We start from the raw sequence: 24,079 nt of genomic DNA on the forward strand, positions 1-24,079 counted from the left end.
AATTTAACTCATGCGTAAACCATCAGCGTTATTATGGCTCGGTCTTTGTCTTAGTAGTTTAGCGGTTACGGTTTCCCTGGTGGCCGGAACATCGGCGAAAACCTTGACTAATTCTGATTCAGTGGTCAGTAAAGGTACTTTTAGTATTGCCCAAGCTAATCCCTGTGCCTCGAAAAATCCCTGCGCTGGCACTGATCCCTGTGCCTCGAAAAATCCCTGCGCTGCTAAACAGGGTAATGTGGGCGGTCCCTTAGCGCGACAATTGCAAGGAAAACCAGTGGTTGTCGATATCTATGCTAGTTGGTGTCCTGCCTGTAAAAATGTTGCACCCACTCTTTCCCAACTTAAAAAAGATTACGCGGGTAAAGCTAATTTTATCGTCTTAGATGTCAGCGATCGCTCGAAAGCGGCCCAATCGGCCCGCAAAGCCCAAGAATTGGGTCTAGGTCGTTTTTTTGAGGCGAATAAGTCCCAAACTGGCATGATTGCGATTATTGATCCCGCTACGGGCAGTATTTTGGCACAATACCGGAATAATGCCGATAAATCCGCCTATTCCTCCGTACTGAACTCGGCTATTAATAAAAAATAGTCGAAGATTGCCCAGCTTGGGGAGTACCAGCGATCGCCAAGGACTCCCAGGGCAACTTTATTTTTTGGATCATCTCAGGAGAATTTTATGCGACGAGTATCGGAATCAGTCAAGGGTTTGAAACCCGACAAAAAAGCGAAAATATCGAAAAAATTATTATTTTATCTGGTTTTAGGGCTTCTAGCTCTTATTTTAGTCCTTACTATCGGACCAATTATCGGCCATCCTCTGGAAAGAGCAATCTCGATCATCGAAAATAGCTATCAGCAATGGTTAGATCGACAAGATACAAACAATCCTCTAGTTTTACTGCCCCTAGCTTTTTTGGGTGGCGTAATTGCCAGCATATCTCCCTGTATTCTGGCACTATTGCCCGTTAACCTCAGCTATATCGGCACCCTGAAAATAGAATCTCGTTGGGATGCCTTCAGCAAAGCAGGTTTATTTGTCCTAGGAGCGGTGACAATTTTAAGTCTTTTTGGTTTAGTTTCTTCCTTTGCCGGGACGGTAATGGTGGAGTACCGAGGTTATATTAATATTGTTGTCGGTTTGATTATGGCGGTCATGGGTCTGTGGTTATTGGGAGTAATTAAGCTACCTTTACCGCAAATGAACTTAAATCTCCCCCAAGCAGGCCCCTACGGAGTCGGATTAACTTTTGCTCTTGTTAGCTCTCCCTGTGCTAGTCCTGTCCTCTTTGCTGTTTTGGCCGCCGCTGCCGCTACTGGTTCTCAAGTCCTCGGCACCCTGACCATGGTTAGTTATGCTCTTGGTTATACGATTCTCATTTTCTTGGCCAGTTTATTTACTGGTCTAGCCAAACAAAGCCGGAATTTATTGCAACATTCCGAGACGATTATCCGTTTAGGTAGCGTGGCACTGATGGCGACGGGAGCCTATTATTTAGTTACTGGTACTCAGTGGTTTATGGGCAGCTAAGATGGTAACTCTAGAGGGGGAATGCCAAAAAAGCCGCCAGATAAAATTTATTTTTCTACCTTAACCCGTTGAGTAACGACAACAATCCCATCTCCTTGAATTAAAATCGCCGATAACCAACGATTTTCTGGTGTTGCCGGCGCTTTTACCCGCTTAAATAAACCGCCGGACTGTAATAATTCCAATTCTAGGGGATTTGTATTAATATAGCGCTCAATATCTACTTTCTCATCGATCGCCGCTCCAGCCAATAAATCATCCCCTAAAGGTTCGCGAACAATCACATCAAAATCAAATTCTTCACCCACTTTCACCCTTTCGGGAATTCTCACTTGAATACTGGGGGGATTTTTGCCAGTATTTAACTCAACTCTCTCGCTTAAAATCTCCTGATAAACCAGTTTATTACCCTGAAATTGTTGACGAGAACGAATCGTGGCATTCATTCCCACCACTCGTCCCTGCACCTTTCCCGTCCCAGTAATTTTAGTAATTGTATTGGCCGTTAACTTGTCCCCGGAACGACTCCAAGATTCGAGGGTTGTGGTGTATTGTAGATTGTTATAACGTTCCCAAAAATGAGTTAAAGCTTTTTGAGTTTTTTCGTAGGTCAAACCATCGGAATTAGTAAATTTCGGACTATAAAACTCCATCAATTGCTTGAGATCCCGCTCATTAGCGGCCGTTTCGATTTTGGAGATAAGGGTTTTTAAATTAGCCGGAGCAGTTTCTGGCTTTTCGGCCCGCAGACCGGTGGCAAGGGTCAAAGTTAACCCCAAACCTAACAGCAACGATAGGGAAAAATTGAGGGATTGACGAAAAAATTTATTGGGAATCGTGTTCAAGTTACGCATTAGTGATAGTTTGTGTAAGGATCGATAACTATGGTAGATTATTTCATTCTAGGGCTGAATTTACCCTCTCTCGAATTATGGCACGCACTCCAACCCGTCTCCTGATTGCCGCTAGTGGTACTGGTGGTCATTTATTTCCCGCTTTGGCCCTGGCCGAGCGTTTGCCGGATTACGAGATTGAATGGTTAGGAGTTCCAGACCGTCTGGAACAGTCCTTAGTTCCAAAAACCTATCCCCTGCACAGCATCCCGATTGAGGGATTTCAAACCCGTTTCGGGTTAAAAACTCTCAAGATTCTGTTCGGTCAACTGCGGGCCATTTGGCAAGTGCGTAATTTAATCAAAAAACGTCAGATAGCGGCAGTTTTTACCACCGGGGGTTATATTGCAGGCCCGACCATTTTAGCGGCTCGTTTAGCCAATATTCCTGTCATCCTACACGAATCTAACTACATACCGGGCAAAGTCACGAAAGTTCTCGGTCGCTGGTGCGATACGGTTGCCCTCGGTTTTCAGGGAACCGCCAGCTATTTACCCGGCACTCGCACCACTTGGGTTAGTACGCCTGTACGAGAGCAGTTTCTCATTCCCCAGTCCCTAGATTTACCGATTCCAGAGGATGCTTTTTTAATTGTCGTTGCCGGTGGTTCTCAAGGGGCCGTGGCTCTTAATCAAATTGTCCGGCAAAGCGCTCCCCAATGGTTAGAAAAAGGCATTTATATCGTGCATCTCACGGGAGAAAACGACCCCGAAGCGGATAGTTTGCGCCATTCTAACTATTTTTCCCGGCCTTTTTACGACAATATGGCGGGATTATGGCAAAGAGCTAATCTGGCTATCAGTCGCTCCGGTGCCGGCACTTTAACAGAATTAGCGATCACTTGTACGCCTTCGATTTTAATTCCCTATCCTTTTGCTGCCGAAGACCATCAGTTCTACAATGCCAAAGTTTTCGCCGAAGCTCAAGCCGCTTATCTTTATCGTCAAAATGAGTTAACTGCTCAGTTTTTAGGCGAATTAGTCCTCGATTTATGGTCTAATCCCGAAAAATTGGCCGCCATGGCTCAACAAGCTTCTCATCTAGCTATTAGTGATAGTGCCGATTTATTAGCCGATTTGTTGAGAAGAAAGAGTCAAAAAGATAGTTTTTGAAACAAATCAGCCACGGGAAAAGTGAACCCCGGAACCACATCTTCCCCCTCCAAAAAATCTCCTGATGTTAATAATCCCTGCGGTTCGTACCCGCAACGATAAACTAAAACATAGTGTTGACCTGGACTGATAACCCAGAGCAAACGAGTCCCATTGGCAAAATATTCGGCAATTTTGTCCTCGATTTCTGCCACTGTATTCCCTGGAGAGAGAATTTCTACCACTAAATCTGGCCCACCTTCTAAAAAACCCGTCGGCAATTCTTCCAATTCTTGCAGACGTTCCTTGGCAAAAAAGGCTATATCAGGAGAACGTTTATTGCCATTTTTCATGGTAAAAGCAGTGCTGGAGTCTAATAATACCCCTAGTTTTCGAGATGTTACTAAAGCGAATAAAGCAGCACTTAAAATAATGGCAATATAACCGTGTAAAGCACCAGAATTACCCAGATTAATTAACTCTCCCTTGACCAATTCGTAACGATTACCATCGTCAGGTAACGCCATAAACTCTGCATCAGTCCATACTTTTGTCTCTGGATTTTTAATCACATTAGTTTCTCGAATAGACATAACTTATCCTCGGTAAATATTCACAAGTAAAACCCTTAAAGAATTTCCTGTAACATCCGATTGGCCTGGGAAGCGTAACCACCACCAAATAAATTAAAGTGATTGAGAATGTGGTAGAGATTGTAAAGAGTTTTGCGCTTTTGATAACCGGCATCGAGGGGGAAAACATCGTTATAACCCCGATAAAAAGCCGCCGGAAAACCGCCAAAAAGTTCCGTCATGGCTAAATCTACCTCCCGGTCTCCCCAATAGGTGGCAGGGTCTAAAATTACTGGTTCCCCATCGACGGTAATTGCCGCATTTCCCGACCACAAATCACCGTGGACGAGGGAGGGATGGGGTTGATGCTGACTCAAAATCTCGCTAATAGCGGGAATAACTTGATCCTCGTCGGGAAAATTGCCGCCGCGCTCCTTTGCAAGTCTTAATTGATAGCCAATACGCTGATGAGCGAAAAAATCCGCCCAATTGTTACTAATGGTATTAATCTGGGGAGTAGAACCAATGGTATTATTACAATGCCAACCAAAGCGATCGGATAAAGAAACTTGATGTAAATGAGCTAAATTTTGCCCCATTTTTTCCCAGCTTTGACTATCGCCACCACCGAATTCTAGCCACTCTAGCACTAAATAACTAGATTTATCGGCAATTCCCCAACAAATTGGCTCTGGAACCCTGATAGTCTTGGTGGCGTGAATTTGCTTTAATCCTAAAGCTTCGGCTGCAAACATGGCCTCTTGGTTCGCTTGGTTAATCTTAACGAAATAAATTAAACCATTGCCACTAACGGCATAACCCTGATTGATACAGCCACCACTAACGGGACGACTTTTCTCGATTTCAAAGGGTTTTTCCGTGGTTTGGGCAATATGTCGAGCAATTTGAGTCCACATAGGTTATCAGTTATCAGTTATCAGTTATCAGTTGTAAGTTATCAGTTGTAAGTTTTAAGTTATCAGTTATCAGATGTAAGTTATCAGATGTAAGTTTTAAGTTAATTAGTTATTGATTTATTTATTTATCTTCATCTTTATCCCTGATTACTGTTCACTGATTACTGTTCACTGATTACTGATTACTGATTACTGAATTGGTCTCACCACCACCACACCGTAAGCGTGGGGATTTAAATACTCTTGACAGGCATTTTGAATATCCTCTAAAGTGAGGGCTTCAATGTGTTGGGGATAACAAAAAGCTGGTTGTAAATCACCGATCTGAGTATGATAATAACCGTAAAGGTTGGCCCGATCGCTCGGTCTTTCATTGCTAAAAATAAACCGATTGGCCACTTGGGTTTTAACTCGTTCCAGTTCAGAAACTGTCACAGCTTCCTGTTGAATTCGTCCAATCTGTGCTACCACCTCTCTCTCCACTTGCTCGATATTTTCCGAGGCTAATTGGGCCGACACGGAAAACACCCCTTGCACTGCTTGGGACATATTACTGGCAGTTATTTGGGAAACTAAGGCCTTTTCTTGGCGCAGAGACTGAAATAATCGCGATACCTTGCCCTGACCGAGAATAGCCGCTAAAACATCGAGAGGATAGGTTTTTTCTAAGTCTCTCAACCCCGGCACTTTCCAAAATAGGATTAAGCGGGCCTGCTGCAAATTTTCATCCTCGTATTCTTGACGGATAATCTCGTTAAAGGGAGCTTCGGGCTGTAGATTAGCGATAGGATGGGAAATAAGCCCAGAATTGCCCTTACTGCCTAAAGTATCTAGAGAATCGCTCACAATAGCCATTAAATCATCTACAGGTAAATTACCCACCACCGCCACCGTCATCCATTCGGGACGATACCAAGTCCGATGAAAATCGCGCATTTGTTGAGCAGTAAGATTTTCAATCACTGCCATCGGACCCAACACCGGACGACGATAGGGTAAAACTTGAAAACAAGTCTCCATGGTGCGATAAAAAGTGCGACGACGGGGATTATCCTGAGAACGACGAATTTCCTCTAAAATAACCTGTCTTTCCCGCTCAAAAGCTTCATCAGGGATTAAAGCGTCTAAAACCACTTCTAGCTGCAGCGGGGCCAGATGGGCGAAGTCCTGCGGGGCAGTGGTAATGTAATAATGGGTGTATTCTTGGCTAGTAGCGGCATTAGTCACCGCTCCCCTCGATTCGATCGCCCGTTCAAATTCACCACTGTCTAAGTTACGGGTTCCCTTAAAAACCATGTGTTCAAGAAAATGAGCCATCCCATTGATCTGATCCGATTCTAAGGCCGAGCCGACCTGCAGCCAAACATTGAGGTTAACCGCTTCTACCGGTTGACTTTCGGCAATAATCGTTAAACCATTAGCAAGACGGTGCAGAATCGGAGTGTTAAGTGTGGCAGGTTTCCCTAGGATAGCCGTCATTCTTTATTAGTCCTCGGTAATCACTCTGGCAAAGATTGTCCCTTTTCTCTATTGTAGTCCCAGACTTTCAGAGCGCAAACAAGATCAGGTGTTGGGTGTTAGGATTCAGGAGGCAATAGGCAATAGGCAATGGGCAATGGGCCGCTTTATCCTCCCCACACCCCACACCCCACACCCCACACCCCACACCCCACACCCCACTTCCCACTTCCCCTCTTGCCTCTGAGAAAAAAAAATGCTACGATAAAACTAAATCGGGCTTCTACGTTGGTGACTGCCTTTCAAGTTTTTTGATCTATGCTTGATTGTGATAAGGGAGCAAATAACCAATCCGTGTGGTAGTAAACCGAGCTTGTACTCGGAAACAGAAACGCGGAATATAAGTTCCCACCTGGTTAACCCAGGTCATAAACTTAGGTAAAACGGCGTAGCGGTCTTTTCAAGTTTTTCGAGCATATATAGGCCAAATTATGGGGAGATTTCCTGTACTTCCTTAGTTTTGCCCTCTTGGTTGGTCAAAAAAGCCAGTATCTATATTTTTTTCTAGGGTAAAGACTGCTATTTTCGGTAACGCTTGTCACCGCTAAATTGTGACAATCCGGACTACACTAGGGAGAAATTTATGAATTATTGTTAAGCAATGACTGAAAAACAGCCAAGAGTTGTTATCATAGGCGGCGGATTTGCGGGTTTATACACGGCCAAAGCCCTAAAAAACGCCCCCGTTCATGTTACCCTCATCGATAAGCGAAATTTCCATCTTTTTCAGCCCCTCCTCTATCAAGTCGCTACTGGGGCGCTATCTCCGGCCGATATCTCCTCACCTTTGCGCTTAATCCTACGGGGTCATGACAATACAGATATTCTCCTCGATCATGCCATAGATATAGATCCAGTCAAGGGAGAAGTGATCTTGGAAGATCACCCACCGATCGCCTACGATCAATTAGTTATTGCCACGGGAGTCAGTCATCACTATTTTGGCAATGAACAATGGCAGCCCTACGCTCCAGGGTTAAAAACCATTGAAGATGCAGTAGAAATGCGTCGTCGCATCTATCTTGCTTTCGAGAAGGCCGAGAAAGAAATCGATGCCGAAAAGCGGCAAGCTTTATTAACTTTTGTTATTGTCGGTGGTGGACCGACGGGGGTAGAATTAGCAGGAGCGATCGCAGAAATTGCCCACGGTGCGCTTAGGTCTGATTTTCACCAGATTAACCCCACAGAAGCGAAAATTTTGCTTTTAGAAGGGATGGAGCGGGTATTACCTCCCTATGCGCCCGATTTATCCGCTAAAGCTGCCGCTTCTCTCATAAAATTAGGGGTGACAGTGCAAACTAACAGCATCGTTACCAATATTGTTGAAGGTTGTGTCACCGTCCGTCAGGGAGAAAAAACCACAGAAATCGCGGCCGAGACAATTTTATGGGCAGCGGGGGTAAAAGCATCGAGAATGGGGCGAATTTTGGCCGAAAGAACCGGGGTAAATCTCGATCGCGTCGGACGGGTAATCGTTGAACCCGATTTAAGTATCGCCGGTTATGCCAATATTTTTGTGATCGGGGATCTGGCTAATTTTGCCCATCAGGGAGATAAACCTTTACCCGGAATTGCCCCCGTGGCCATGCAGGAGGGCGAATATCTGGCTAATTTATTAATTTCTCGCCTAAAAGGGCAAAGTATTAAACCTTTTCATTATATCGATCGAGGTAGTCTGGCAGTGATCGGCCAAAATGCGGCCGTGGTTGATTTGGGATTTGTCAAGTTTTCTGGGTTTATCGCTTGGTTAGTCTGGGTTTGGGCTCATATTTACTATCTGATCGAATTTGATAATAAATTAGTGGTGATGGTGCAATGGGGTTGGAATTATTTTACCCGCGGTCGTGGTGCTCGTTTGATTACGGGAGAGGGGCAGAATTTAGCCTCGGGACAATTGCCGCAAAATAACAGCCAAAATAATAATAATCTGGCCGTTTCTAACCAGACGGAAACTCTCTCTCCACCGATTGTGAAAGTGTGAAAAAATAGCCGTGATTATCTAGTTATCAGTTAGCAGGTAAGAACAATCGATCATGAAAATAGAACATCCTAACAGTCTAGAAATTACCCCAGAGGAAAGCCAAGAATTAGAATATTTACGAGTTACAATTGAACGAGCGATCCAAGATGGTGTGATCACAAGAATAGAATTTGAATCGATTAAAACAATCATGTTTTCTAATAAGAAAAATAATCCCGACCAAATCCTCCGGCAAGTGACACTCTATCGCCATTTAGTCGTTGAAAAAATGAATAATGGCGAACTAATTTTTGAATCTCCCCAATAGGGCGAAATTCCTTTTTTAGCTATTTAGTACAAATGCTCAAACTTTCTTTCCCTTCTTCCCACTCCCCACTATCCTATACCTTTTAAACGGGATTTAGTAAGTAGCTAGACACAATTAATTAGGGCTTGCGGCAAAAAGTACGGGCGAAGCATTCGGATAGAAAATCTACGATTTCACCGATAGGTTATGCCCAAATGCTTCGCCCCTACAGGACTCGGGCTGATGAAGACGCAAGGTTTTTAACGACAATTCTCTCAAAATCTTGCACCTGTTTCGCGAGAAAAGCCATAAAACTCTTACGTTGCCTACATTTCACATTTATTCAGCAAGCCCTAATTATACATATCTAAACACCTCTTGCCTTTTGCCTCCGGCCTTTATTAGCTTATTCTTTTTTGTCGCTACCCGGAAAAGCTCGACCTTGAATATTTTCTAAAGCTGAAACTGCCGCCCTGGAACCGGCGATAATATCCCGTTCTTCTCCCCCTAAATATAAGCGGCCAAAACTGCCCACGGAAGTAACGTGTAGGATATTAATTAAAGCAGCTTTTTCGGCCTGATTAGCGGCTAGGGAAGCGTAGGCGGCCGGTTGCACTTCTAAAACGTATAAAGTCTGTCCTGCCATTAACATCATACCCCGAGAACTACGGTTAATTAATTGGGCTTGGTAAGCGTCAATGTTGCGAATAATTTGGCTAGAGACAATTTGCGGTTTCAGACAATCGCGCTGACTAACGCCTAAATACTGCAAAATTGCCTGGCCGGCCGCCCTGACCTCTCCCTGACTGCTAGAATGGAGTTCTAAGAGTCCGTAGAGTCGTTCTACGAATAGAACCCCCGGACGAACCACGGCGGATTTGAGGGCAATATCGGTGATGCGATTAATCTCGATGCCGGGGGAAATTTCAATCCAGAGGGAAGCATCCCCGGGTAAGGGTAAAAATCCTTGGGCGACTGTACCGATGTAAGCGGCGTGTTGAAGCTGTAAATTGTCAAGATAAACGTAACTGCGAAGTTCTACACCCAAGCTAATTTCTCCCTCTTTCTGTCCTCTAGCCAATCCCCATGCAAACCCCGGAGCGACGATTAATCAATCCTTAATTAGGGCTTAGGCATTACCATCTTTCACTATAGTATAGAATTGGTGGCCTTTAAATTTGCCTGATAGAAAGGGTAAAAAACTATAATTATGGGGACAAACTCAGGGAAAAACCAGCATGACGATTCTTTTAGGGGGAGATATCGGGGGAACTAAAACAATCCTGCGTTTAGTGGATTGCCAAAACTCATCGGATAGTCCCCAACCCCTGCTAACTACTCTCGATCAAGAAATTTATCCCAGTGAACAATACCCCGATCTGGTGCCGATCGTCCGGCAGTTTTTGGCCCGACAAACCACTATTCCCCCAGTGACAAAAGCTTGTTTCGGTATTGCAGGTCCGGTGGTTAACAATAGTTCCGAATTGACTAATTTAAGTTGGTCTCTAACTGGCGATCGCCTAAGCCGTGAGCTGCAGATTGAGCGAGTAAAATTGATTAATGATTTTGCGGCGATCGGTTATGGGGTGTTAGGATTAGCCCCAGAGGAGCTGCACAATCTACAGTCGGCCCCGACGGTACCGGATGCCCCGATTGCGGTTATCGGTGCGGGGACGGGGTTAGGAGAGGGTTTTTTGATTCCCGTCTCGAAGGGTAAATATCGGGTCTTTGCTACTGAGGGATCCCACGCCGATTTTGCCCCTCGATCGAGTTTAGAATATCAACTATTAAATTATCTCTTGGAACTCTATAATATCGAGCGAATTTCGGTGGAGCGAGTGGTTTCTGGTCCTGGAATCACTTCTATCTATCGATTTCTCCACGATAGTAACTATAGTCAGTCATCACCGGCCATGGCGGAAATTTACCGCACTTGGTTAGCAGAAATGGATAAACCGCAAAAAACCGTCGATTTAGCGGCTGAAATCGCCAGTTTTGCCCAAGATAACTCGGATCATCTCTGTTATCAAACCATGAAAATCTTTGTCGAGGCCTACGGTGCGGAAGCGGGCAATTTAGCCCTGAAGTTGCTTCCCTACGGAGGATTATACATCGCGGGAGGGATTGCGGCCAAAAATCTTCCCCTAATGACCGAGGGTAGCTTTATGAAGGCTTTTCGGGCTAAAGGTCGGATGACGGAGCTATTAAGCAATATTCCCGTCCATATCGTTCTTAATGCTCAAGTGGGACTGATGGGGGCGGTTTACTGTGCTAGTCAGCTATGAGGGAGGGTTTAGTGGAGATGGCTAGGGATTATTTTCAGGTGGTGATTCGGTAGTAGTGATGGAGGCTTAATCCTTTCCTTTGCTGTGCATTAGAACTCTTGCAAATTAATTATATGTTATGATGGTAGGCTAACTAATTTTTTGGGAAAATTAGCCAATTAGTGCATTTTTTCTGAATGAAAACCTGAAGTTTTACTTTTAACTCAAAACTCTTTATATATGCTTTAATTTGGTTATCAAAACCTCTTTATTTAAGCTGCAGAAACCATCTCAATTTTTATTATTGAGAATAAATTATCCTTGACTGGATTAATGTTTGGCAACTTTTAAGAAGTTGCTATAACTATTCCTAACTCATAGTTATAAATAGTCGTCAAAAAGTTAATTTTTAAACTATATCTTCGACGACAATTCCGATATTTACGCGATAATATTTTCAAAATTTTGAGTTTACTATTTATAGGTTAAATGATAATCCTTTCTTTGGTTAAAGCATTGTTATACTCCTTTTATAACTCTGTTAATTTTCTATTTTTCGGTTTCTTTTTCAGTGCATAACTATTACTATGTTATGCATCTATTCCCTGATAATCATTGTCTTCTCTGCTGGGAGTTAAAGGATGAAACCGAACTCGACTTTTTTAAAATAAACTAAAATCGTGACCTCTAGCTTTCCCACAACAGACACAGATAATTTCCTCGGTATTTTTATCAGCTACTAATTGAGATTTTAAAGTATGATAACCTCTTTTACCACCAAAAAAAATTTTCTGTTTCTTTTTGGGGAGTTCCCTGGGAGTTTCCGTTACATCCATTACCGTTATGACCGGTATCTCTGCTTGATTTAGTAGAGCTTTTTTTCCTTTTAAACGGAAGTTTCCCGATTGTAAAAGCATTTTTTCCGTCTTATTTACAATCCTAACTTTATACCAAATAGGAACTGGAGATACTGCCTAGGTCGGGGATGTAAGACCAAAAACTGGGTGTAAGTCGGTTTTGAGGCAATCCCCCGTGACATAGGAAGTAGTTCACCTTGACTGGAATGTATAACACCCATTTCCTCCTACAGATACCTAGAGAGCGTTTCTGCTCAAATCGACGATCGACTCCTCCCTGACCATTAAGATAGCTGTTATCAGTAATTATCGGAAAATAAATTTCCATACCTTATTTCCTCGTGGCACAATAGAGACAAAGTATAAAAAACTTAACAATAAGGAGGGGTTCGATGGTTGCTACACCAGTCAAAACAAAACGTCTCACTGTGCAGGTGGCCGATCTCACCGCAGACATCACCGCTATTCGTTCCCTCGATTGGGATCGCGATCGCTTCGATATTGAATTCGGATTACAAAACGGTACGACTTATAACTCCTATCTGATTCGTGGGGAAAAAATCGCCCTTGTGGATACCTCTCACGAAAAATTCCGTCAACTATATTTTGATAGTCTCAACGGATTAATTAACCCCCAAGAAATCGATTATTTAATTATCAGTCATACTGAACCTGATCACAGTGGTTTAGTCAAAGATCTGCTGCAACTCGCTCCCAATATTACCGTCGTTGGGTCGAAAGTGGCAATTCAGTTTTTAGAGAATTTAGTTCATCATCCCTTTCAACGTCAACTGGTCAAAAATGGCGATCAGTTAGACCTAGGCAATGGTCACATTCTCGAATTTGTTAACGCTCCTAATTTACACTGGCCCGATACTATTTTTACCTACGATCACGGTTCGGGAATTTTATTTACCTGTGATGCCTTCGGAATGCACTATTGTTCCGATGATCTTTACGATGAGCAATTAAGTGCTATTGAACCAGATTATCGCTTCTATTATGAATGTTTAATGGCTCCTAATGCTCGCTCGGTACTAGCGGCGATGAAACGGATGGAACCTCTAGGTAATATTAATCTCGTGGCTAATGGTCACGGACCAGTATTAAAATATAATGTTACTGAATTATTGACCCATTATCGTGATTGGAGTCAGGCACAAACAAAGGCAGAAAAAACCGTCGCTGTTTTCTACATTGCCGATTATGGTTATAGCGATCGCCTCTGTCAATCGATTGCCAAAGGTATTACTAAAACTGGTTTGGTTGTAGAAACTTTAGACCTGAAATCCGCCGATCCCCAAGAGGTAAAAGAATTAGCTTCTTCTGCGGTGGGAATCGTCATCGGTACTCCCCCCGTTTCTGGTATTCATGCCCAAGAAATTACGGGTAATCTAGGCACAATTCTCGCCTCGGTTAACCCCAAACAATACCTCGGAATGTTTGAATCTAAAGGGGATGATGATGAATCAATTTTACCTCTATTTAATAAGTTTCGTGAAGTTGGCTTAACCAAAGCTTTTGATCCCATTCGTAGCGCAGAAACTCCTAACGAGAGTCTCTATCAACGCTGTGAAGAAGCGGGTACAGACATGGGACAACTATTAACCCAAGAGGTAAAAGTTAAACAAAGAAAATCCCTCGATACTGACCTTGATAAAGCCATCGGACGGATTAGCGGAGGTTTATATATTATTACCACCAAGAAAGGAGACAGAAGCGGTGCAATGGTCGCTTCTTGGGTGACGCAAGCAAGTTTTGATCCTCCCGGTTTTACCGTTGCTGTGGCCAAAGATCGGGCGATCGAGTCTTTAATGCAAGTGGGGGATCAATTCATTTTAAATATTCTGGAAGAAGGCAATTATCAAACCCTGATGAAACACTTTTTAAAACGTTTCGGACCTGGGGAAGATCGTTTCGCAGGAGTCAATACTCACACCGCTAATAATGGTTCCCCAATTTTAGCCGATGCTCTCGCTTATTTAGAATGTGAGGTCGCTAGTCGCATGGAATGTGCTGACCACTGGATTGTTTACAATAAAGTCACCGATGGTCGCGTTTCTAAACCTGATAGTTTAACGGCTGTTCACCATCGCAAAGTCGGTAATTATTATTAGGATTTTTGCTTGATTTGACTGGTTGAGAAAATACAGATCAAGATGTTTGCTCTCAGCTTTTGAGATGGTTTAACCTCTCAACCAGTTGGTCATACTAAATCCGTTAAGTATAGGCTACATATCAGGATAGGCAATAGACAAAAGAAGTACAAGGGCATCCGAGGGGGTCAACGAGAGAATAAGGATTTTAGGGATTGTCTTACCCCCTCAGATGCTTATAGATTGTCACAACAATATAAATTTATCTTATGGTAATACTCAAAGAAAAGGTTTTTCTCCGCGCCACTACCTTGTACTAAATCTGGTTATTAAAAACTGATTATTTATTCCCCCTTTTGCCTCTTGCCTCTCCTCATAACTAGCCTGTACTCAACGGATTTAGTATTAGTCCTAATTTTTCGGTGAACGGTCAATTCTTTAATGGCATTGGCAGAATGAGTTGAGTTACACTGTTTACAGTGTAATTAAAAGTTAAAAAAATTGATGTCCCAAGTTGTTAGCACCAGACTGCCCGACCACACAGCAGAAAGACTGAAAAGGTTAGCCCGCCGATTAGGAAAAACCCCTAGCGAAACCGGCGCGATTTTAATCGAGGAATCCCTCCGAGAAAGCGAGTTCCCCTATATTGAATTTCGCCATTCTCCTTTGGGGCGGCAGCCCTACCTAAAAAACTCCAGTTTGGCTCTGTGGGAAGTAATTCAAATCGCTCAAAGCTACGGACTAGATGAAGAAAAAACGGCGGCACATTTTCATCGACCCCTGGAATGGGTACGCTCTGCCCTGCTCTATGCCGAAGCCTATCGGTCCGAAGTCCAAACTGCGATTTCCGATGCTCAAGCGATGAATGAAACGACGATAAAGCGGCTCTTACCGCAATTGGAAACAATGACGGTTTCTGCTGATTTGAGCGGGGAATAGCTAAAATGCTATCTTTTTTATTGGATGAACATATTTTTCCGACGGTTGCCGAACAAATTATTTATAAACGTCCAGAAATCTCGATTTTTCCCCTAATAACTTGGCAAAAAGGTAGATATTTGGGCTATTCGGATGAAATCGTCTTAAAAGCGGCGGCTGAAGCCCGATTAACTCTAGTAACCTACGACCAGAACAGTATTCCCTCGCTTTTGTGGGAATGGGGAGAAGCTTGGAAAAGTCATAGCGGCGTTATTTTTATCGATTATGAGTCTATTCCCCCTAGCAATTTCGGTCTTTTGATCCGTTCGCTTTTAGCCTTGTGGGAACTGCAAGGAAAGCAGGATTGGACTAACCGACTTGTTTATTTGAAGCCAAAAGTCTAATTCTTTTGGACAGATTGCGATCTGATGTGTTATATTAGTCAAAGGTGTGGCAGAAATGACTACAATTATCCATCGCGAAAAGACCTGATTTTTGTCTACGCATGGAGACGTAGTAATGAAAATCACCAAAATCGCCGCCATTAAGGTTTCCGCGTTAGTTGTCTGTAATGTAGTCTCGGTAGTTGCACCGCACGATGCGATCGCACCTGCGCTAAACGTTCTGGTCTGGGGATCGATCGAAATCTGCATCAACAACAGAAAGCCAAAAGATGAAAAATAAGTAGGGTCTGCTGAAAAAGTACGGGCGAAGCATTCGGATAGAAAATCTACGGTTTCACCGATAGGTTATTGTCCGAATGCTTCGCCCCTACAGGACGCGGGCCGATGAAGACGCAAGGTTTTGAAGCACGATTCTCTCAAAATCTTGCACCTGTGAGAGCAAAACAGAACCCTAAAACCCTTACCTCGTCTATATTTTACATTTATTCAGCAAGCCCTAAGTAATCAATATCCCCTAGTTTAACTAAAAACTAGGGGAACGTATTTTTTATAGGGATTTGGCTAATTCTTCGAGATGATGCTTTAAAGGGGTATAATCATTTTCCGTCCATCCACATAGGGTTTCCAATGCAGAAATAAATTTACCTTTAATCTCGTTTCTATAAACCTCATCTACCTTATTGGGGAGATTGCTATCGTTTTGATTTAGATCGATTAACTTTTTGGGATCGGTGAGATAAAGAATCACTTCTTCTTTTTTTACTCCCCGTAAATTGTGCATTAGTTGGTTACGGCGATCGAATTCATGCTCTCTGTCTCTTATGGATGACCAAATTAATAATTGCCAATAATCATTATCTACAGTTTTCGTAAATTCTTTGAGTAAAGGAAAAAGTTCATGAGGACTCTGAAATTTATAATTTCTCTGGTTAGATGATTGAAGTTGCTTAATCACTTCCTGGATTTTTGTTTCTTTTAAGTTAAGTGATAATCCTTTCTCGTTCCATTCTTTAAAACCTCCGGGTATATGTTTTTGTAAATAGAGTGAAATAGAAGCTTTTAAAAACGTTTCTTGAGCGGCAGATAATAGAATAATTGCTTGAAGATAGTTTTCTTGTTTCAAGAAATATTCGATTAAATCTAAGGTTTCACGAACTCTCTTGATCGCTTGTGTCGGATCAAATTCATCGCCAGTGTCTATGGTTTTCATATTAAAAAGATCGATGTATCTTTCTAGCTCCTTAATTTTTTCTTTTTCTGAGTTATTGTATCCTACCTCTTTTAATAATGCTAATGCCGACCCCGGAAAACCATCTGTGATTAATTTTTTAGCCTTCTGTATTTGTAATTGTTTCCAATAGCTAGAACTCGGAATAATTTCGGGGCTTGTTTTAATATTATTTTCTTCATAATATCGATTAACTATCAAGAACTTGACGTTAGAGAAGTAACCAATACTGACAAATTGAACGGCCGAGGAAATAGCGGGGGTACTAGCTTGATGACTGATGTAAAAAACATCATCTTGCTGTATTTTTGTTAACTTTTTGGTGACAAGAGTTAACACTTGATCCCAGTGATCTAGCCCCTTATCCTTATCCTTATCCTTATCAGAAGGCTGTAAAGTGATAAAATCTGGTTTTAGCTTAAGTTTGGTCTGGAAGTACCATTCAAAAAGCGGTTTTAAGGTACAGGTATCTTGCCAGAAAGGACAGGAAGAATTTTTGATGTCCGATGTTTTAAAAAGCTTTTCTTGATCGGTTAGGATGATATAAACTCGATCGGGAAATTCTTGATCTTGAAATGCTTGAATTAAAACATCAAGCAAAGGGAATACTAAATCTGAATAACAATGTTCATGATCTTGATAAACTAATCCCAAAACTCTAGCGGCAACCGGAAAACGCTTAGTATCGTTTTCTCGTTTAAGATTGGCAAAATCTGCACCTTCTCCCTGGCAATTACAGAGAGGTTCGTTGTTTTTAGCCTTCTTAAATAATCCCTTCCCTCTCGTCCAATTGGCATCGGTATTTAATTGAATATCGCTGTTTCCCGTTGTGATAATCCAAGTAGTCATGGTTTTACCCGATAAATAGGGTTTGCTGAATAAATGGGCAATATGGACGAGGTAAGGGTTTTAGGGTTCTGTTTTGCTCTCACAGGTGCAAGATTTTGATCGTCGTTCAAAACCTTGCGTCTTTATCGGCCCGCGTCCTGTAGGGGCGAAGCATTCGGGCAATAACCTATCGGTGAAACTGTAGATTTTCTATCCGAATGCTTCGCCCGTACTTTTTCAGCATACCCGATAAATATGACAAATATTACCAAATTTGTACAAAGTCCGATCGCTCGTTGAGAAAAGCGATAAAATGAGCGCTATCCTCGGTTGTTTCGGGAAAGAAAGTCAATAGTTCGATCGGTGGTTTCTGTCGTTGCAGTTTACCTTCAGAATTCAAGTGATAATAAGGGTAAATTCGATGCCAAAGTCTTCCAGTTTGCGAGTCCCGTCCGATGCTTCCTTGTAAGTTCCGCAGGGTGTGGGTTCCCTCGTAAGGTTGATGGAACCATTTGATAGCTTTAATCCGATCCTCGACAATTCTTCCCCAGACTTGCACCCCACCTTGATTATCATAAGGATACCAAGCTTCTCGCCAATCACAGTGTACAGGATTATCAGGATGAATCGTATAGCCTTGTTTAGCGGCGTAATTCTGGAATCGTATCCGAAGGCGATCGATAAATTGCGATAGATCTTGTTGTAAATCGGTGATAGGAAGATAAAGAGATTCTGAAGAGTCTATAAATTTCCAATGACACCCGATCATCGGTTTATTGCCTTTTTCTAAATAGGGACGGAAAAACTGCCAGTGATCCGCTCTTCGCCATGATTTGCCGAATCCCCCGAGTAAAAGAGCAAATTGCACTATTGCCTTGGCTAATTCCGCGAGTTCTTGCCGATCTTCCGAGGAAGTGCGACGATTCATACAGGAAATTTGTAAAGTTCCCCGTTTGAGATTGTATAGAGGCATAATTTGCTCGCTTTTACCCGGGGGAGTGTAGGGATGTTTGTCAAATTTTAAATCATCATCATGGTAGGTGAAGCTGATGCCGAGTTGTCCCAGAGTAGCGGCTCCGTCGATACCCCCCCAGAGGATTTGGGTCAGATGTTTAGCGGTCTTTTCATCGGTCATTCCTCCTAGTAAACGTAGGGTATGACCTCGAAGGGCTGCTTTAAACATATTGGGACGGAATTCGGAGGTTTTGTCGAGTAATGTAGCGGTGATTCCCTGTCCTTTGAGATGAACTTGTAAGAGGGTTTCTGGTGAGGGTACATCTTTAAAGCGACCGTATCCGGCGCTAACTCTGGAACCGAGTCCATTGCCGATCGCTTTCTCCCAAATTTGCCAGATCGTTCGCCATTCTTGTTCGTCGAGGGGAATGGTACTGGAAATCCCGAAGTTGAGAGTTACCTCGTGAAAAGATAATAGTACATTAGCGTTAGTTTTTCCGTCTTGAATAACTTGTTTTTCCTGCTGGGGATGAGCGATATCGACTAAGTTTCGAGTCCAGTTATTATCCGTAGGATAGCCTCCTAGAAAGCGCAGAATACCTGGTTCAGAACCCTGATCGCCTTGGGAGGGTTTGCCGCAATACTTTAGAGCTTGTTCGGTAGTACAGGCACAGGCACGACGGAAAGCCCCTTTCATCGATGATCCGGGGTAGTAGGGATAGCCTCGCGCACCGATAGCCGGTCGGATAATGCCATCATCTTGACCTCCATTGGTGACGAGTCGCCAAGTCATAGTATAGGGTCGCGTCTTGGCTTCCCCGCTAAATTGCGGTGGTTCGGAAAGGTTATTTTTTTTGACAGGAGACGGACGTTGTTGCGATTTGGGAGTTTTATCGGGTTGCCCGGATCGACCACCGCTATCGTCAGTGGAATGATAAAGTTTAGTCCACTGATCGACCCAATCGTAGGCTCGCGATTTTTGTTTATTTTCTTGTCTTTGTAATTGACATCTTCCCTCGATCTGTGCTTGATAGAGGAGGGGTACATCTGACCAGTCCGGCATTTTATTCTTCCTCCTCGATGTTCGGATTTTGGGGATTAGAGCTAGGTTGTTTGTATCGTTGCGTCCACCAGACCAAGCTATCACAAAGTTGGGTGAGGACGTAGAGAGCGATTCTCTGATCTTCTAGGGGAAAAGTTTCTTGATTCCAGAACTCTCTGGCGATCGCTTGGATAGCTTTGGTTTGAGCTTCCGGTTTATCTTGAGGATTAATCTTGCCACGGGGAACCCGTAATCCCGCCTCTTCTAAGATATCGACGAATTTCTGCCAGACATCTCGCCAGTATTGTCCTTTTTGTCGATCAGTAGCGTCATTTTTGTCGATCAATCTCAGGTGTTCACCCCAAAAACGTTCTAAACCGTAGGCGACGGTGGTTCTCATTTTGTGGGATTCATTTAACACTTTCTCGCTGTCTCGGTATTTTAAGACCAATTCCTGGGCAGCCCGATCGAGGTTATAAGGATTCCATGTCATGAAGCACCTCCCGATGGTTTTTTCAAGGTCATCATGCAGTGGCCGAAGCCGACCGATTCGAGTCCCCCTAGATAAATATCCCCCGTTTTATCTTGTTCCAGTGGTTTCCAGTTGTCCCAAACGTTATCATCGATCGGTTTAAGGGCAAGGGGAAAAGCGAGGACTGTTCCTTCTGGTATTGCCTCGACATTAAAAAAAGCTTTATTAGCCGCCACTTTCCGATCTTCTTCTAACTGCACGCGACTCTGACGATAGAGAGCCATATCGTGGATCATACCCATATCATTGTCATCGACCACCACGGCGGGCAGGTTTTTGAGGGGAAACCAGGGTGTTAGATCCCAATTGGGGTAACTCACCGTGATAAACCCCAAGTTGAAGAAAAGTACGGGGTCAGAGTTGTTTTTGGAACGGGTTTTTAGAGTTTGCGAGCCGGTGTACGCGGGGGGGATGTCTGCCTTGACGTCGGCAATGCGTTGGTAGCGTCGCAGTAAACTCGGACAACTAACCCAAACGATCGGTTGTCCGGGGCAGAAAACCGGCAGCCAGACGATCGAGGCGTGTTCTGGTTTGATAATCGATTCATAATCGTAGTTTTCCTGTCGGTTTTTTTCCGCACCGCGGCCGTACCAGCGTTCCACTTCTTGTAACGCGCTCGTTTTGGCCTGTTCTGGGGATTGCCCTCGCTTCTTGTATTGGCTTGTTAAACGGGCTAACATATCGGAGCGGAGACGACCGCGTAGGGAACTACTGGGGATTATGCCTGTTTGGGTGAACTGATCGCGAAAGATTAGGTTAAGGTTGCCGCTTTCTTCCCCGGCGGCGGCTCCCAGATGGAGTGGGGCAAGGGTTTCAATGATGCCGTAGGCTTTTAGATACATTCAATTCAATCCTTTTATTGTTAGCGGTAGAGATAGTCCACAGCCGATATGTTTGAGGGGAAACCCCTCTCTAGGAAACCAGTCTTCCGGCCAGTCCCACCACGATCGCCCGATCGGTTCTTCCAGCACATACACGCTTCCCGAAGGAACGGAATACCTACCCCGTCCCAAGCGTCCACCTAAACCGTAACGGTAGGGGATGGGTTTGTCGGTGAGCAGCAGTTGAACTGAGGGGAAATCGGGTTGTTCGGGAATTCGGGAGGAAAATCGTTTCGATCCCCAGATGGCCGGAGTGATCGTCGCAAAGGCCTGTTCGATTGGCTGTCTCAGCAATTGATAGATGGCCCAATCGGGTTTAATCTCAACGCTCTCGATCTCGACTAGATGATTTTCTCCGCCGAATTTATACCATCCCGGATCGAGGGGATGGGTGGCTAGATAGATCAAACAGGTTCCCTCCTTCATCTGCACGGCGTATTCTAAAAACAGACCGTCCTTCTCGACGGTACAGCGTCGATCGATCTCTAGCTTGGGATGTAGGATCGGGGTAAATTCCCACGGTGAGAGTTCCGCAAATCCGTTGTCGGCGATGTATTGCGCCGATTCTGTCCAATCTTCACTAGAAATCCAGGAAAATTCGGGTTCTATTGAGTCCTTGTCGCAATCTCGCTCCCAGACGACTTGTCGATCGGGTGCAGCTATGATTCGCCATTCGTCGGATTTGTCGGTGGCGATTATTTTCGTGCGGGGAATCGGGATATAGACGTTACGAAGACTATTGGTTTTGGCCCAGAAAGGGCCAGCGATGAAGAGGTTGTCTCTTAATTCCCGATGGCTATACTGATGGGTCGTTTTATTGGCGCTGAAAAATAGTCCAGATAAGGTGGCGGCATCGGGGGGAAATTTAGAGCCAGAACGTCCGACAAGGTTTTCTGGGGAGAGGAACGCGCCGGAACTGCCGTACATCATGCCGAGGGGTTTAATGATGATGAGATGGGAAAACATAAGTAGGGTCTGCTGAAAAAGGTTTTCCTGGGGGCAGGGTGTGGGGTGTGGGGTGTAGGGTGTGGGGTTTTAGCGATTTTCATCTGGTCAATTACCTAATTTTCAGGGAAAAAGTTCAGGGATTTTACCCCCGATCACTCCAATGGTTGGCACTTTTTGAGGGAAAAAAAGTCTAAAAGGTTTACCCAACAAGGTTTTTAGATTTATTCAGCAAACCCTAAGTAGTCGTGCAAAATTAATTTCTTGGTTAGGATAGGCAATAGGCAATAGATTCAGATTTAGGATTATTTTTTGATCGTTTCCCCGATCGAGAGATGCCAACCGATCGCGATCAGTTCGTCTATCCAGCGAACGATCGCCCTAGCGTAGTCCTTCGATGGCGCGTCCTTTGGGAGGGAGACGATCTGATCATCTTCTTTTTCTAAAATTTCTTTATAGCCGCTAAAGTATAGATCGAAAAACTGTAGGAGTGTGGAGAGGTTATCGAGGATTTTCGAGTCTGCGCCATCGGAATGGCTTCTAGGGTTATCGAGATAGCCCAGACCGAAAGCGTGACGGGCTTTTAGTCGGGCAAAGTCGCTATAGATATGACCCCAGTTTTTCCCGCCGTCCCGATCTCGATAGTGGTTTAGCGTGTTCAAGTATTTCCACTTGGTTGTCCATTGAACATATTGCCCGTTGTTAAATAAAACGCGGATGGTGAGGCGATCGCGTCCTAGTTTTTTCGAGCGCTGTTCTGCTTCCCGACAGTGCTGTAAAACGTCTCTCTGGGGAATGCTGTGGGCTGCCCAAACGAAGCCGAGACTTAGAGTCACCCGTTGATTGATTTCTTCAGTTTTTCCAGTTTTCCACTGTTGATCGAGGGTTTGTAGCCAGTGAAAAACTCGATCGATCTCGATCGAGTCGAGTTGTGGATCGGGAAATTGGCTATTATAAACGATGCCTAAAAAATCATCTCCTCCGGCGTAAATTATTCTGCCGAGTTCGGTCTGGTTAAAGTCCCTCTGAAATTGTTGTCCCCACTGACGCATAATCTTGCTGAAATCTCGGATTTTTTGGTCTGAGCCGAGGTCTTTCAGGTAATCGCCCACTTTATCGCCATCTCCCATGAACCAGCCCGTTTTTTGTCCCACTGAGGCGGGGTTATCTTGCGGTCTCCTGATCAGGTCTCGAAATCCTCGCTGGCGAAGTTCTTCGGGAAGTTCGATTACTAGAGAGCGGGCGATATGTGGGAGAGTGATCAACCGTTTGGTTAATTCGGGAATATTCAATCTTTCGTTTCCATCGATGTATTTGCCTTCCGGTTGTCTATCTTTGGGTTGGCCGTCAGGATCGTTAACTCCATCGAGAAGGAAGGCTAATCTTCGGTAGAATAGGGCGATATGTCGGTTTTCTTCGCTCCAGTCAAGCGTTTTCATGTCTTGGTTTTCCCGATCCATCCCGTACCAAGCGATCGCGTCAGTCCCGGACAGACTAGAGCTTTCCCCGACCCAATTCACCCCTTGCCAATTGCGGGCGAGTTTACGATTTTCTAGATCGACCATGGCGGACTCTAGATTGTCCCCCATGCCCCAGAAAAATTCCCAGGTGCGTTTTTCCCACTTTTTCCAGCTTTTTTGCCAATTCCATTCTGAGGATCGATAGTAAGGCGCGAGGGCGTTTTCGACCCATTTTCTACAGGTTGCGAGAATATTTTTCCAACGATTTAAAAAGGCTCGTTGCAGTTCCGCAATGATTTCCTCGGAGGAGGAGGACTGTATTTCGCTATCGATTTTCAGGAGAACACGGTTGGGCATTCCCTGTTGGGAGTATAGCAGTCCGGGGCTAATTAGGTGGTACTGCTCGGGCCGGTGGGTGACGATTGTACTGGTCAGATCCGAGAGAATCTGAGAGGCTCCGTACAGGTCCCTCAATTTGCGGGATTTTTCAATAAAGCTTTGGACGGGGGAGAAGGTGATGGCTATATATTTGGACATAAAGCTAAGTAGTCGTGCAAAATTAATTTCCTAGTGAAGATAGGCAAGAGGCAAGAGGCAAGAGGCAAGGGGCAAGGGGCTAGGGGTGGTTAGATATGTGTAATTAATTTTGCTTAGGTAGCTATAGAAAACTCGATTGTTTAAGAGGTATATTCAACAGCCTTGAAAAGACCTAGAAAAGACTTATCTCTGGCTAAAAAAATAGGATTGTTAGATTAATTGGCTCTTTTGTACTTTTATATCTCGCCAATTCAAAAATGAAACGCATCAACCTCAAGAGTTGACAAAGAAAGGCTCATCAGGTACTGTCTGATCATTAACAAAAACAAATCAGACCCAAAATG

21 protein-coding genes, 1 other RNA gene and 1 pseudogene are annotated in these 24,079 nt (G+C 44.0%); 11 read left to right on the forward strand and 12 right to left on the reverse strand.

Annotated features, from left to right (window positions below; translation table 11 throughout):
• Positions 1–10 precede the first annotated feature (10 nt).
• Complete coding sequence (locus tag H6G40_RS10260; RefSeq protein WP_002734087.1) at positions 11–592, forward strand: TlpA family protein disulfide reductase; 582 nt, start codon at positions 11–13, stop codon at positions 590–592.
• A gap of 87 nt (positions 593–679) precedes the next feature.
• The gene (locus H6G40_RS10265) at positions 680–1,531 is read left to right on the forward strand and encodes a cytochrome c biogenesis CcdA family protein (RefSeq protein ID WP_069474069.1); all 852 of its coding nucleotides are present in this window, start codon (positions 680–682) and stop codon (positions 1,529–1,531) included.
• A 47-nt stretch (positions 1,532–1,578) separates the two neighbouring features.
• On the opposite strand, the gene H6G40_RS10270 is transcribed toward H6G40_RS10265, so the two are convergent.
• Complete coding sequence (locus tag H6G40_RS10270) at positions 1,579–2,385, reverse strand: hypothetical protein (RefSeq protein WP_002734171.1); 807 nt, start codon at positions 2,383–2,385, stop codon at positions 1,579–1,581.
• Positions 2,386–2,462: 77 nt separating this feature from the next.
• On the opposite strand from H6G40_RS10270, the gene murG reads away from it, so the two are divergent.
• Positions 2,463–3,536 (forward strand): undecaprenyldiphospho-muramoylpentapeptide beta-N-acetylglucosaminyltransferase, encoded by a 1,074-nt coding sequence (gene murG / locus H6G40_RS10275; RefSeq protein WP_069474070.1) that lies wholly within the window; start codon positions 2,463–2,465, stop codon positions 3,534–3,536.
• Here murG and H6G40_RS10280 read toward each other — a convergent pair.
• The 3 genes from H6G40_RS10280 to H6G40_RS10290 form a co-directional block, all read right to left on the reverse strand.
• Positions 3,518–4,108: a Uma2 family endonuclease gene (locus H6G40_RS10280; RefSeq protein WP_069474071.1), complete on the reverse strand. Its 591-nt coding sequence runs from the start codon at positions 4,106–4,108 to the stop codon at positions 3,518–3,520. The genes murG and H6G40_RS10280 overlap by 19 nt on opposite strands.
• A 35-nt stretch (positions 4,109–4,143) precedes the next feature.
• Positions 4,144–5,004, reverse strand: a complete 861-nt coding sequence (locus H6G40_RS10285) for a fructosamine kinase family protein (protein ID WP_069474072.1) — start codon at positions 5,002–5,004, stop codon at positions 4,144–4,146.
• 189 nt (positions 5,005–5,193) lie between these two features.
• Positions 5,194–6,483, reverse strand: a complete 1,290-nt coding sequence (locus H6G40_RS10290) for a M16 family metallopeptidase (protein WP_069474073.1) — start codon at positions 6,481–6,483, stop codon at positions 5,194–5,196.
• 253 nt (positions 6,484–6,736) lie between these two features.
• Between H6G40_RS10290 and ssrS the strand changes: the two genes are divergently transcribed.
• The 3 genes from ssrS to H6G40_RS10305 all read left to right on the forward strand — a co-directional run bounded on the left by ssrS (position 6,737) and on the right by H6G40_RS10305 (position 8,810).
• Positions 6,737–6,924: non-coding RNA, 6S RNA (gene ssrS, locus H6G40_RS10295), on the forward strand.
• A gap of 199 nt (positions 6,925–7,123) precedes the next feature.
• Complete coding sequence (locus tag H6G40_RS10300; protein WP_190537625.1) at positions 7,124–8,503, forward strand: NAD(P)/FAD-dependent oxidoreductase; 1,380 nt, start codon at positions 7,124–7,126, stop codon at positions 8,501–8,503.
• A 52-nt stretch (positions 8,504–8,555) separates the two neighbouring features.
• Positions 8,556–8,810 (forward strand): hypothetical protein, encoded by a 255-nt coding sequence (locus H6G40_RS10305; protein WP_190537627.1) that lies wholly within the window; start codon positions 8,556–8,558, stop codon positions 8,808–8,810.
• A 385-nt stretch (positions 8,811–9,195) separates the two neighbouring features.
• Here the strand turns inward: H6G40_RS10305 and H6G40_RS10310 are convergent, their stop codons facing one another.
• The gene (locus H6G40_RS10310; RefSeq protein ID WP_002766539.1) at positions 9,196–9,837 is read right to left on the reverse strand and encodes a beta-carboxysome protein CcmP; all 642 of its coding nucleotides are present in this window, start codon (positions 9,835–9,837) and stop codon (positions 9,196–9,198) included.
• A gap of 190 nt (positions 9,838–10,027) precedes the next feature.
• On the opposite strand from H6G40_RS10310, the gene H6G40_RS10315 reads away from it, so the two are divergent.
• The gene (locus H6G40_RS10315) at positions 10,028–11,074 is read left to right on the forward strand and encodes a glucokinase (protein ID WP_069474075.1); all 1,047 of its coding nucleotides are present in this window, start codon (positions 10,028–10,030) and stop codon (positions 11,072–11,074) included.
• A 326-nt stretch (positions 11,075–11,400) separates the two neighbouring features.
• Here the strand turns inward: H6G40_RS10315 and H6G40_RS10320 are convergent.
• Positions 11,401–11,994, reverse strand: a pseudogene (locus H6G40_RS10320) (transposase family protein); the annotation flags it as partial.
• A 308-nt stretch (positions 11,995–12,302) separates the two neighbouring features.
• Between H6G40_RS10320 and H6G40_RS10325 the strand changes: the two are divergent.
• The 4 genes from H6G40_RS10325 (at position 12,303) to H6G40_RS10340 (ending at position 15,608) form a co-directional block, all read left to right on the forward strand.
• A complete protein-coding gene (locus tag H6G40_RS10325; protein ID WP_069474076.1) occupies positions 12,303–14,027 on the forward strand; it encodes a diflavin flavoprotein in 1,725 nt (574 codons plus the stop codon).
• A 483-nt stretch (positions 14,028–14,510) separates the two neighbouring features.
• A complete protein-coding gene (locus H6G40_RS10330) occupies positions 14,511–14,945 on the forward strand; it encodes a ribbon-helix-helix domain-containing protein (protein ID WP_002774994.1) in 435 nt (144 codons plus the stop codon).
• 5 nt (positions 14,946–14,950) lie between these two features.
• Entirely contained in the window at positions 14,951–15,328 is a 378-nt protein-coding gene (locus H6G40_RS10335; RefSeq protein WP_069474077.1) for a hypothetical protein, read from the forward strand.
• A 115-nt stretch (positions 15,329–15,443) separates the two neighbouring features.
• Positions 15,444–15,608, forward strand: a complete 165-nt coding sequence (locus tag H6G40_RS10340) for a hypothetical protein (RefSeq protein WP_170863675.1) — start codon at positions 15,444–15,446, stop codon at positions 15,606–15,608.
• 267 nt (positions 15,609–15,875) lie between these two features.
• Here the strand turns inward: H6G40_RS10340 and H6G40_RS10345 are convergent, their stop codons facing one another.
• From H6G40_RS10345 to H6G40_RS10370, 6 genes are all read right to left on the reverse strand, one after another.
• Positions 15,876–17,405, reverse strand: coding sequence for a hypothetical protein (locus H6G40_RS10345; protein ID WP_069474078.1), 1,530 nt, complete (start codon positions 17,403–17,405; stop codon positions 15,876–15,878).
• Between the two features lie 244 nt (positions 17,406–17,649).
• Positions 17,650–19,401: a hypothetical protein gene (locus tag H6G40_RS10350; RefSeq protein ID WP_002732226.1), complete on the reverse strand. Its 1,752-nt coding sequence runs from the start codon at positions 19,399–19,401 to the stop codon at positions 17,650–17,652.
• A 1-nt stretch (position 19,402) separates the two neighbouring features.
• Positions 19,403–19,873, reverse strand: a complete 471-nt coding sequence (locus H6G40_RS10355) for a hypothetical protein (RefSeq protein WP_002733192.1) — start codon at positions 19,871–19,873, stop codon at positions 19,403–19,405.
• Entirely contained in the window at positions 19,870–20,754 is an 885-nt protein-coding gene (locus tag H6G40_RS10360; protein WP_190537629.1) for an RAMP superfamily CRISPR-associated protein, read from the reverse strand. Before H6G40_RS10360 ends, H6G40_RS10355 begins: the two co-directional genes overlap by 4 nt.
• Positions 20,755–21,759: a CRISPR-associated protein gene (locus H6G40_RS10365; protein WP_190537631.1), complete on the reverse strand. Its 1,005-nt coding sequence runs from the start codon at positions 21,757–21,759 to the stop codon at positions 20,755–20,757.
• A 284-nt stretch (positions 21,760–22,043) separates the two neighbouring features.
• Positions 22,044–23,735 carry a Cas10/Cmr2 second palm domain-containing protein gene (locus tag H6G40_RS10370; RefSeq protein WP_190537632.1) on the reverse strand — a complete coding sequence of 564 codons (1,692 nt, stop codon included), beginning with the start codon at positions 23,733–23,735 and terminating at the stop codon, positions 22,044–22,046.
• Positions 23,736–24,079 lie beyond the last annotated feature (344 nt).

This window comes from Microcystis viridis FACHB-1342 (assembly GCF_014698335.1).
Taxonomy (GTDB): Bacteria; Cyanobacteriota; Cyanobacteriia; order Cyanobacteriales; family Microcystaceae; genus Microcystis; species Microcystis ichthyoblabe_A.

Excerpts from the sequence above, each read along its gene's own strand:
- H6G40_RS10350 (WP_002732226.1), bottom strand. The coding sequence starts at position 19,401 with ATGCCGGACTGGTCAGATGTACCCCTCCTCTATCAAGCACAGATCGAG.
- H6G40_RS10335 (WP_069474077.1), top strand. The coding sequence starts at position 14,951 with ATGCTATCTTTTTTATTGGATGAACATATTTTTCCGACGGTTGCCGAA.
- H6G40_RS10340 (WP_170863675.1), top strand. The coding sequence starts at position 15,444 with ATGAAAATCACCAAAATCGCCGCCATTAAGGTTTCCGCGTTAGTTGTC.
- H6G40_RS10325 (WP_069474076.1), top strand. The coding sequence starts at position 12,303 with ATGGTTGCTACACCAGTCAAAACAAAACGTCTCACTGTGCAGGTGGCC.
- H6G40_RS10315 (WP_069474075.1), top strand. The coding sequence starts at position 10,028 with ATGACGATTCTTTTAGGGGGAGATATCGGGGGAACTAAAACAATCCTG.
- H6G40_RS10285 (WP_069474072.1), bottom strand. The coding sequence starts at position 5,004 with ATGTGGACTCAAATTGCTCGACATATTGCCCAAACCACGGAAAAACCC.
- murG (WP_069474070.1), top strand. The coding sequence starts at position 2,463 with ATGGCACGCACTCCAACCCGTCTCCTGATTGCCGCTAGTGGTACTGGT.
- H6G40_RS10370 (WP_190537632.1), bottom strand. The coding sequence starts at position 23,735 with ATGTCCAAATATATAGCCATCACCTTCTCCCCCGTCCAAAGCTTTATT.
- H6G40_RS10270 (WP_002734171.1), bottom strand. The coding sequence starts at position 2,385 with ATGCGTAACTTGAACACGATTCCCAATAAATTTTTTCGTCAATCCCTC.
- H6G40_RS10260 (WP_002734087.1), top strand. The coding sequence starts at position 11 with ATGCGTAAACCATCAGCGTTATTATGGCTCGGTCTTTGTCTTAGTAGT.
- H6G40_RS10355 (WP_002733192.1), bottom strand. The coding sequence starts at position 19,873 with ATGACATGGAATCCTTATAACCTCGATCGGGCTGCCCAGGAATTGGTC.
- H6G40_RS10300 (WP_190537625.1), top strand. The coding sequence starts at position 7,124 with ATGACTGAAAAACAGCCAAGAGTTGTTATCATAGGCGGCGGATTTGCG.
- H6G40_RS10360 (WP_190537629.1), bottom strand. The coding sequence starts at position 20,754 with ATGTATCTAAAAGCCTACGGCATCATTGAAACCCTTGCCCCACTCCAT.
- H6G40_RS10365 (WP_190537631.1), bottom strand. The coding sequence starts at position 21,759 with ATGTTTTCCCATCTCATCATCATTAAACCCCTCGGCATGATGTACGGC.
- H6G40_RS10345 (WP_069474078.1), bottom strand. The coding sequence starts at position 17,405 with ATGACTACTTGGATTATCACAACGGGAAACAGCGATATTCAATTAAAT.
- H6G40_RS10280 (WP_069474071.1), bottom strand. The coding sequence starts at position 4,108 with ATGTCTATTCGAGAAACTAATGTGATTAAAAATCCAGAGACAAAAGTA.
- H6G40_RS10330 (WP_002774994.1), top strand. The coding sequence starts at position 14,511 with ATGTCCCAAGTTGTTAGCACCAGACTGCCCGACCACACAGCAGAAAGA.
- H6G40_RS10265 (WP_069474069.1), top strand. The coding sequence starts at position 680 with ATGCGACGAGTATCGGAATCAGTCAAGGGTTTGAAACCCGACAAAAAA.
- H6G40_RS10305 (WP_190537627.1), top strand. The coding sequence starts at position 8,556 with ATGAAAATAGAACATCCTAACAGTCTAGAAATTACCCCAGAGGAAAGC.
- H6G40_RS10290 (WP_069474073.1), bottom strand. The coding sequence starts at position 6,483 with ATGACGGCTATCCTAGGGAAACCTGCCACACTTAACACTCCGATTCTG.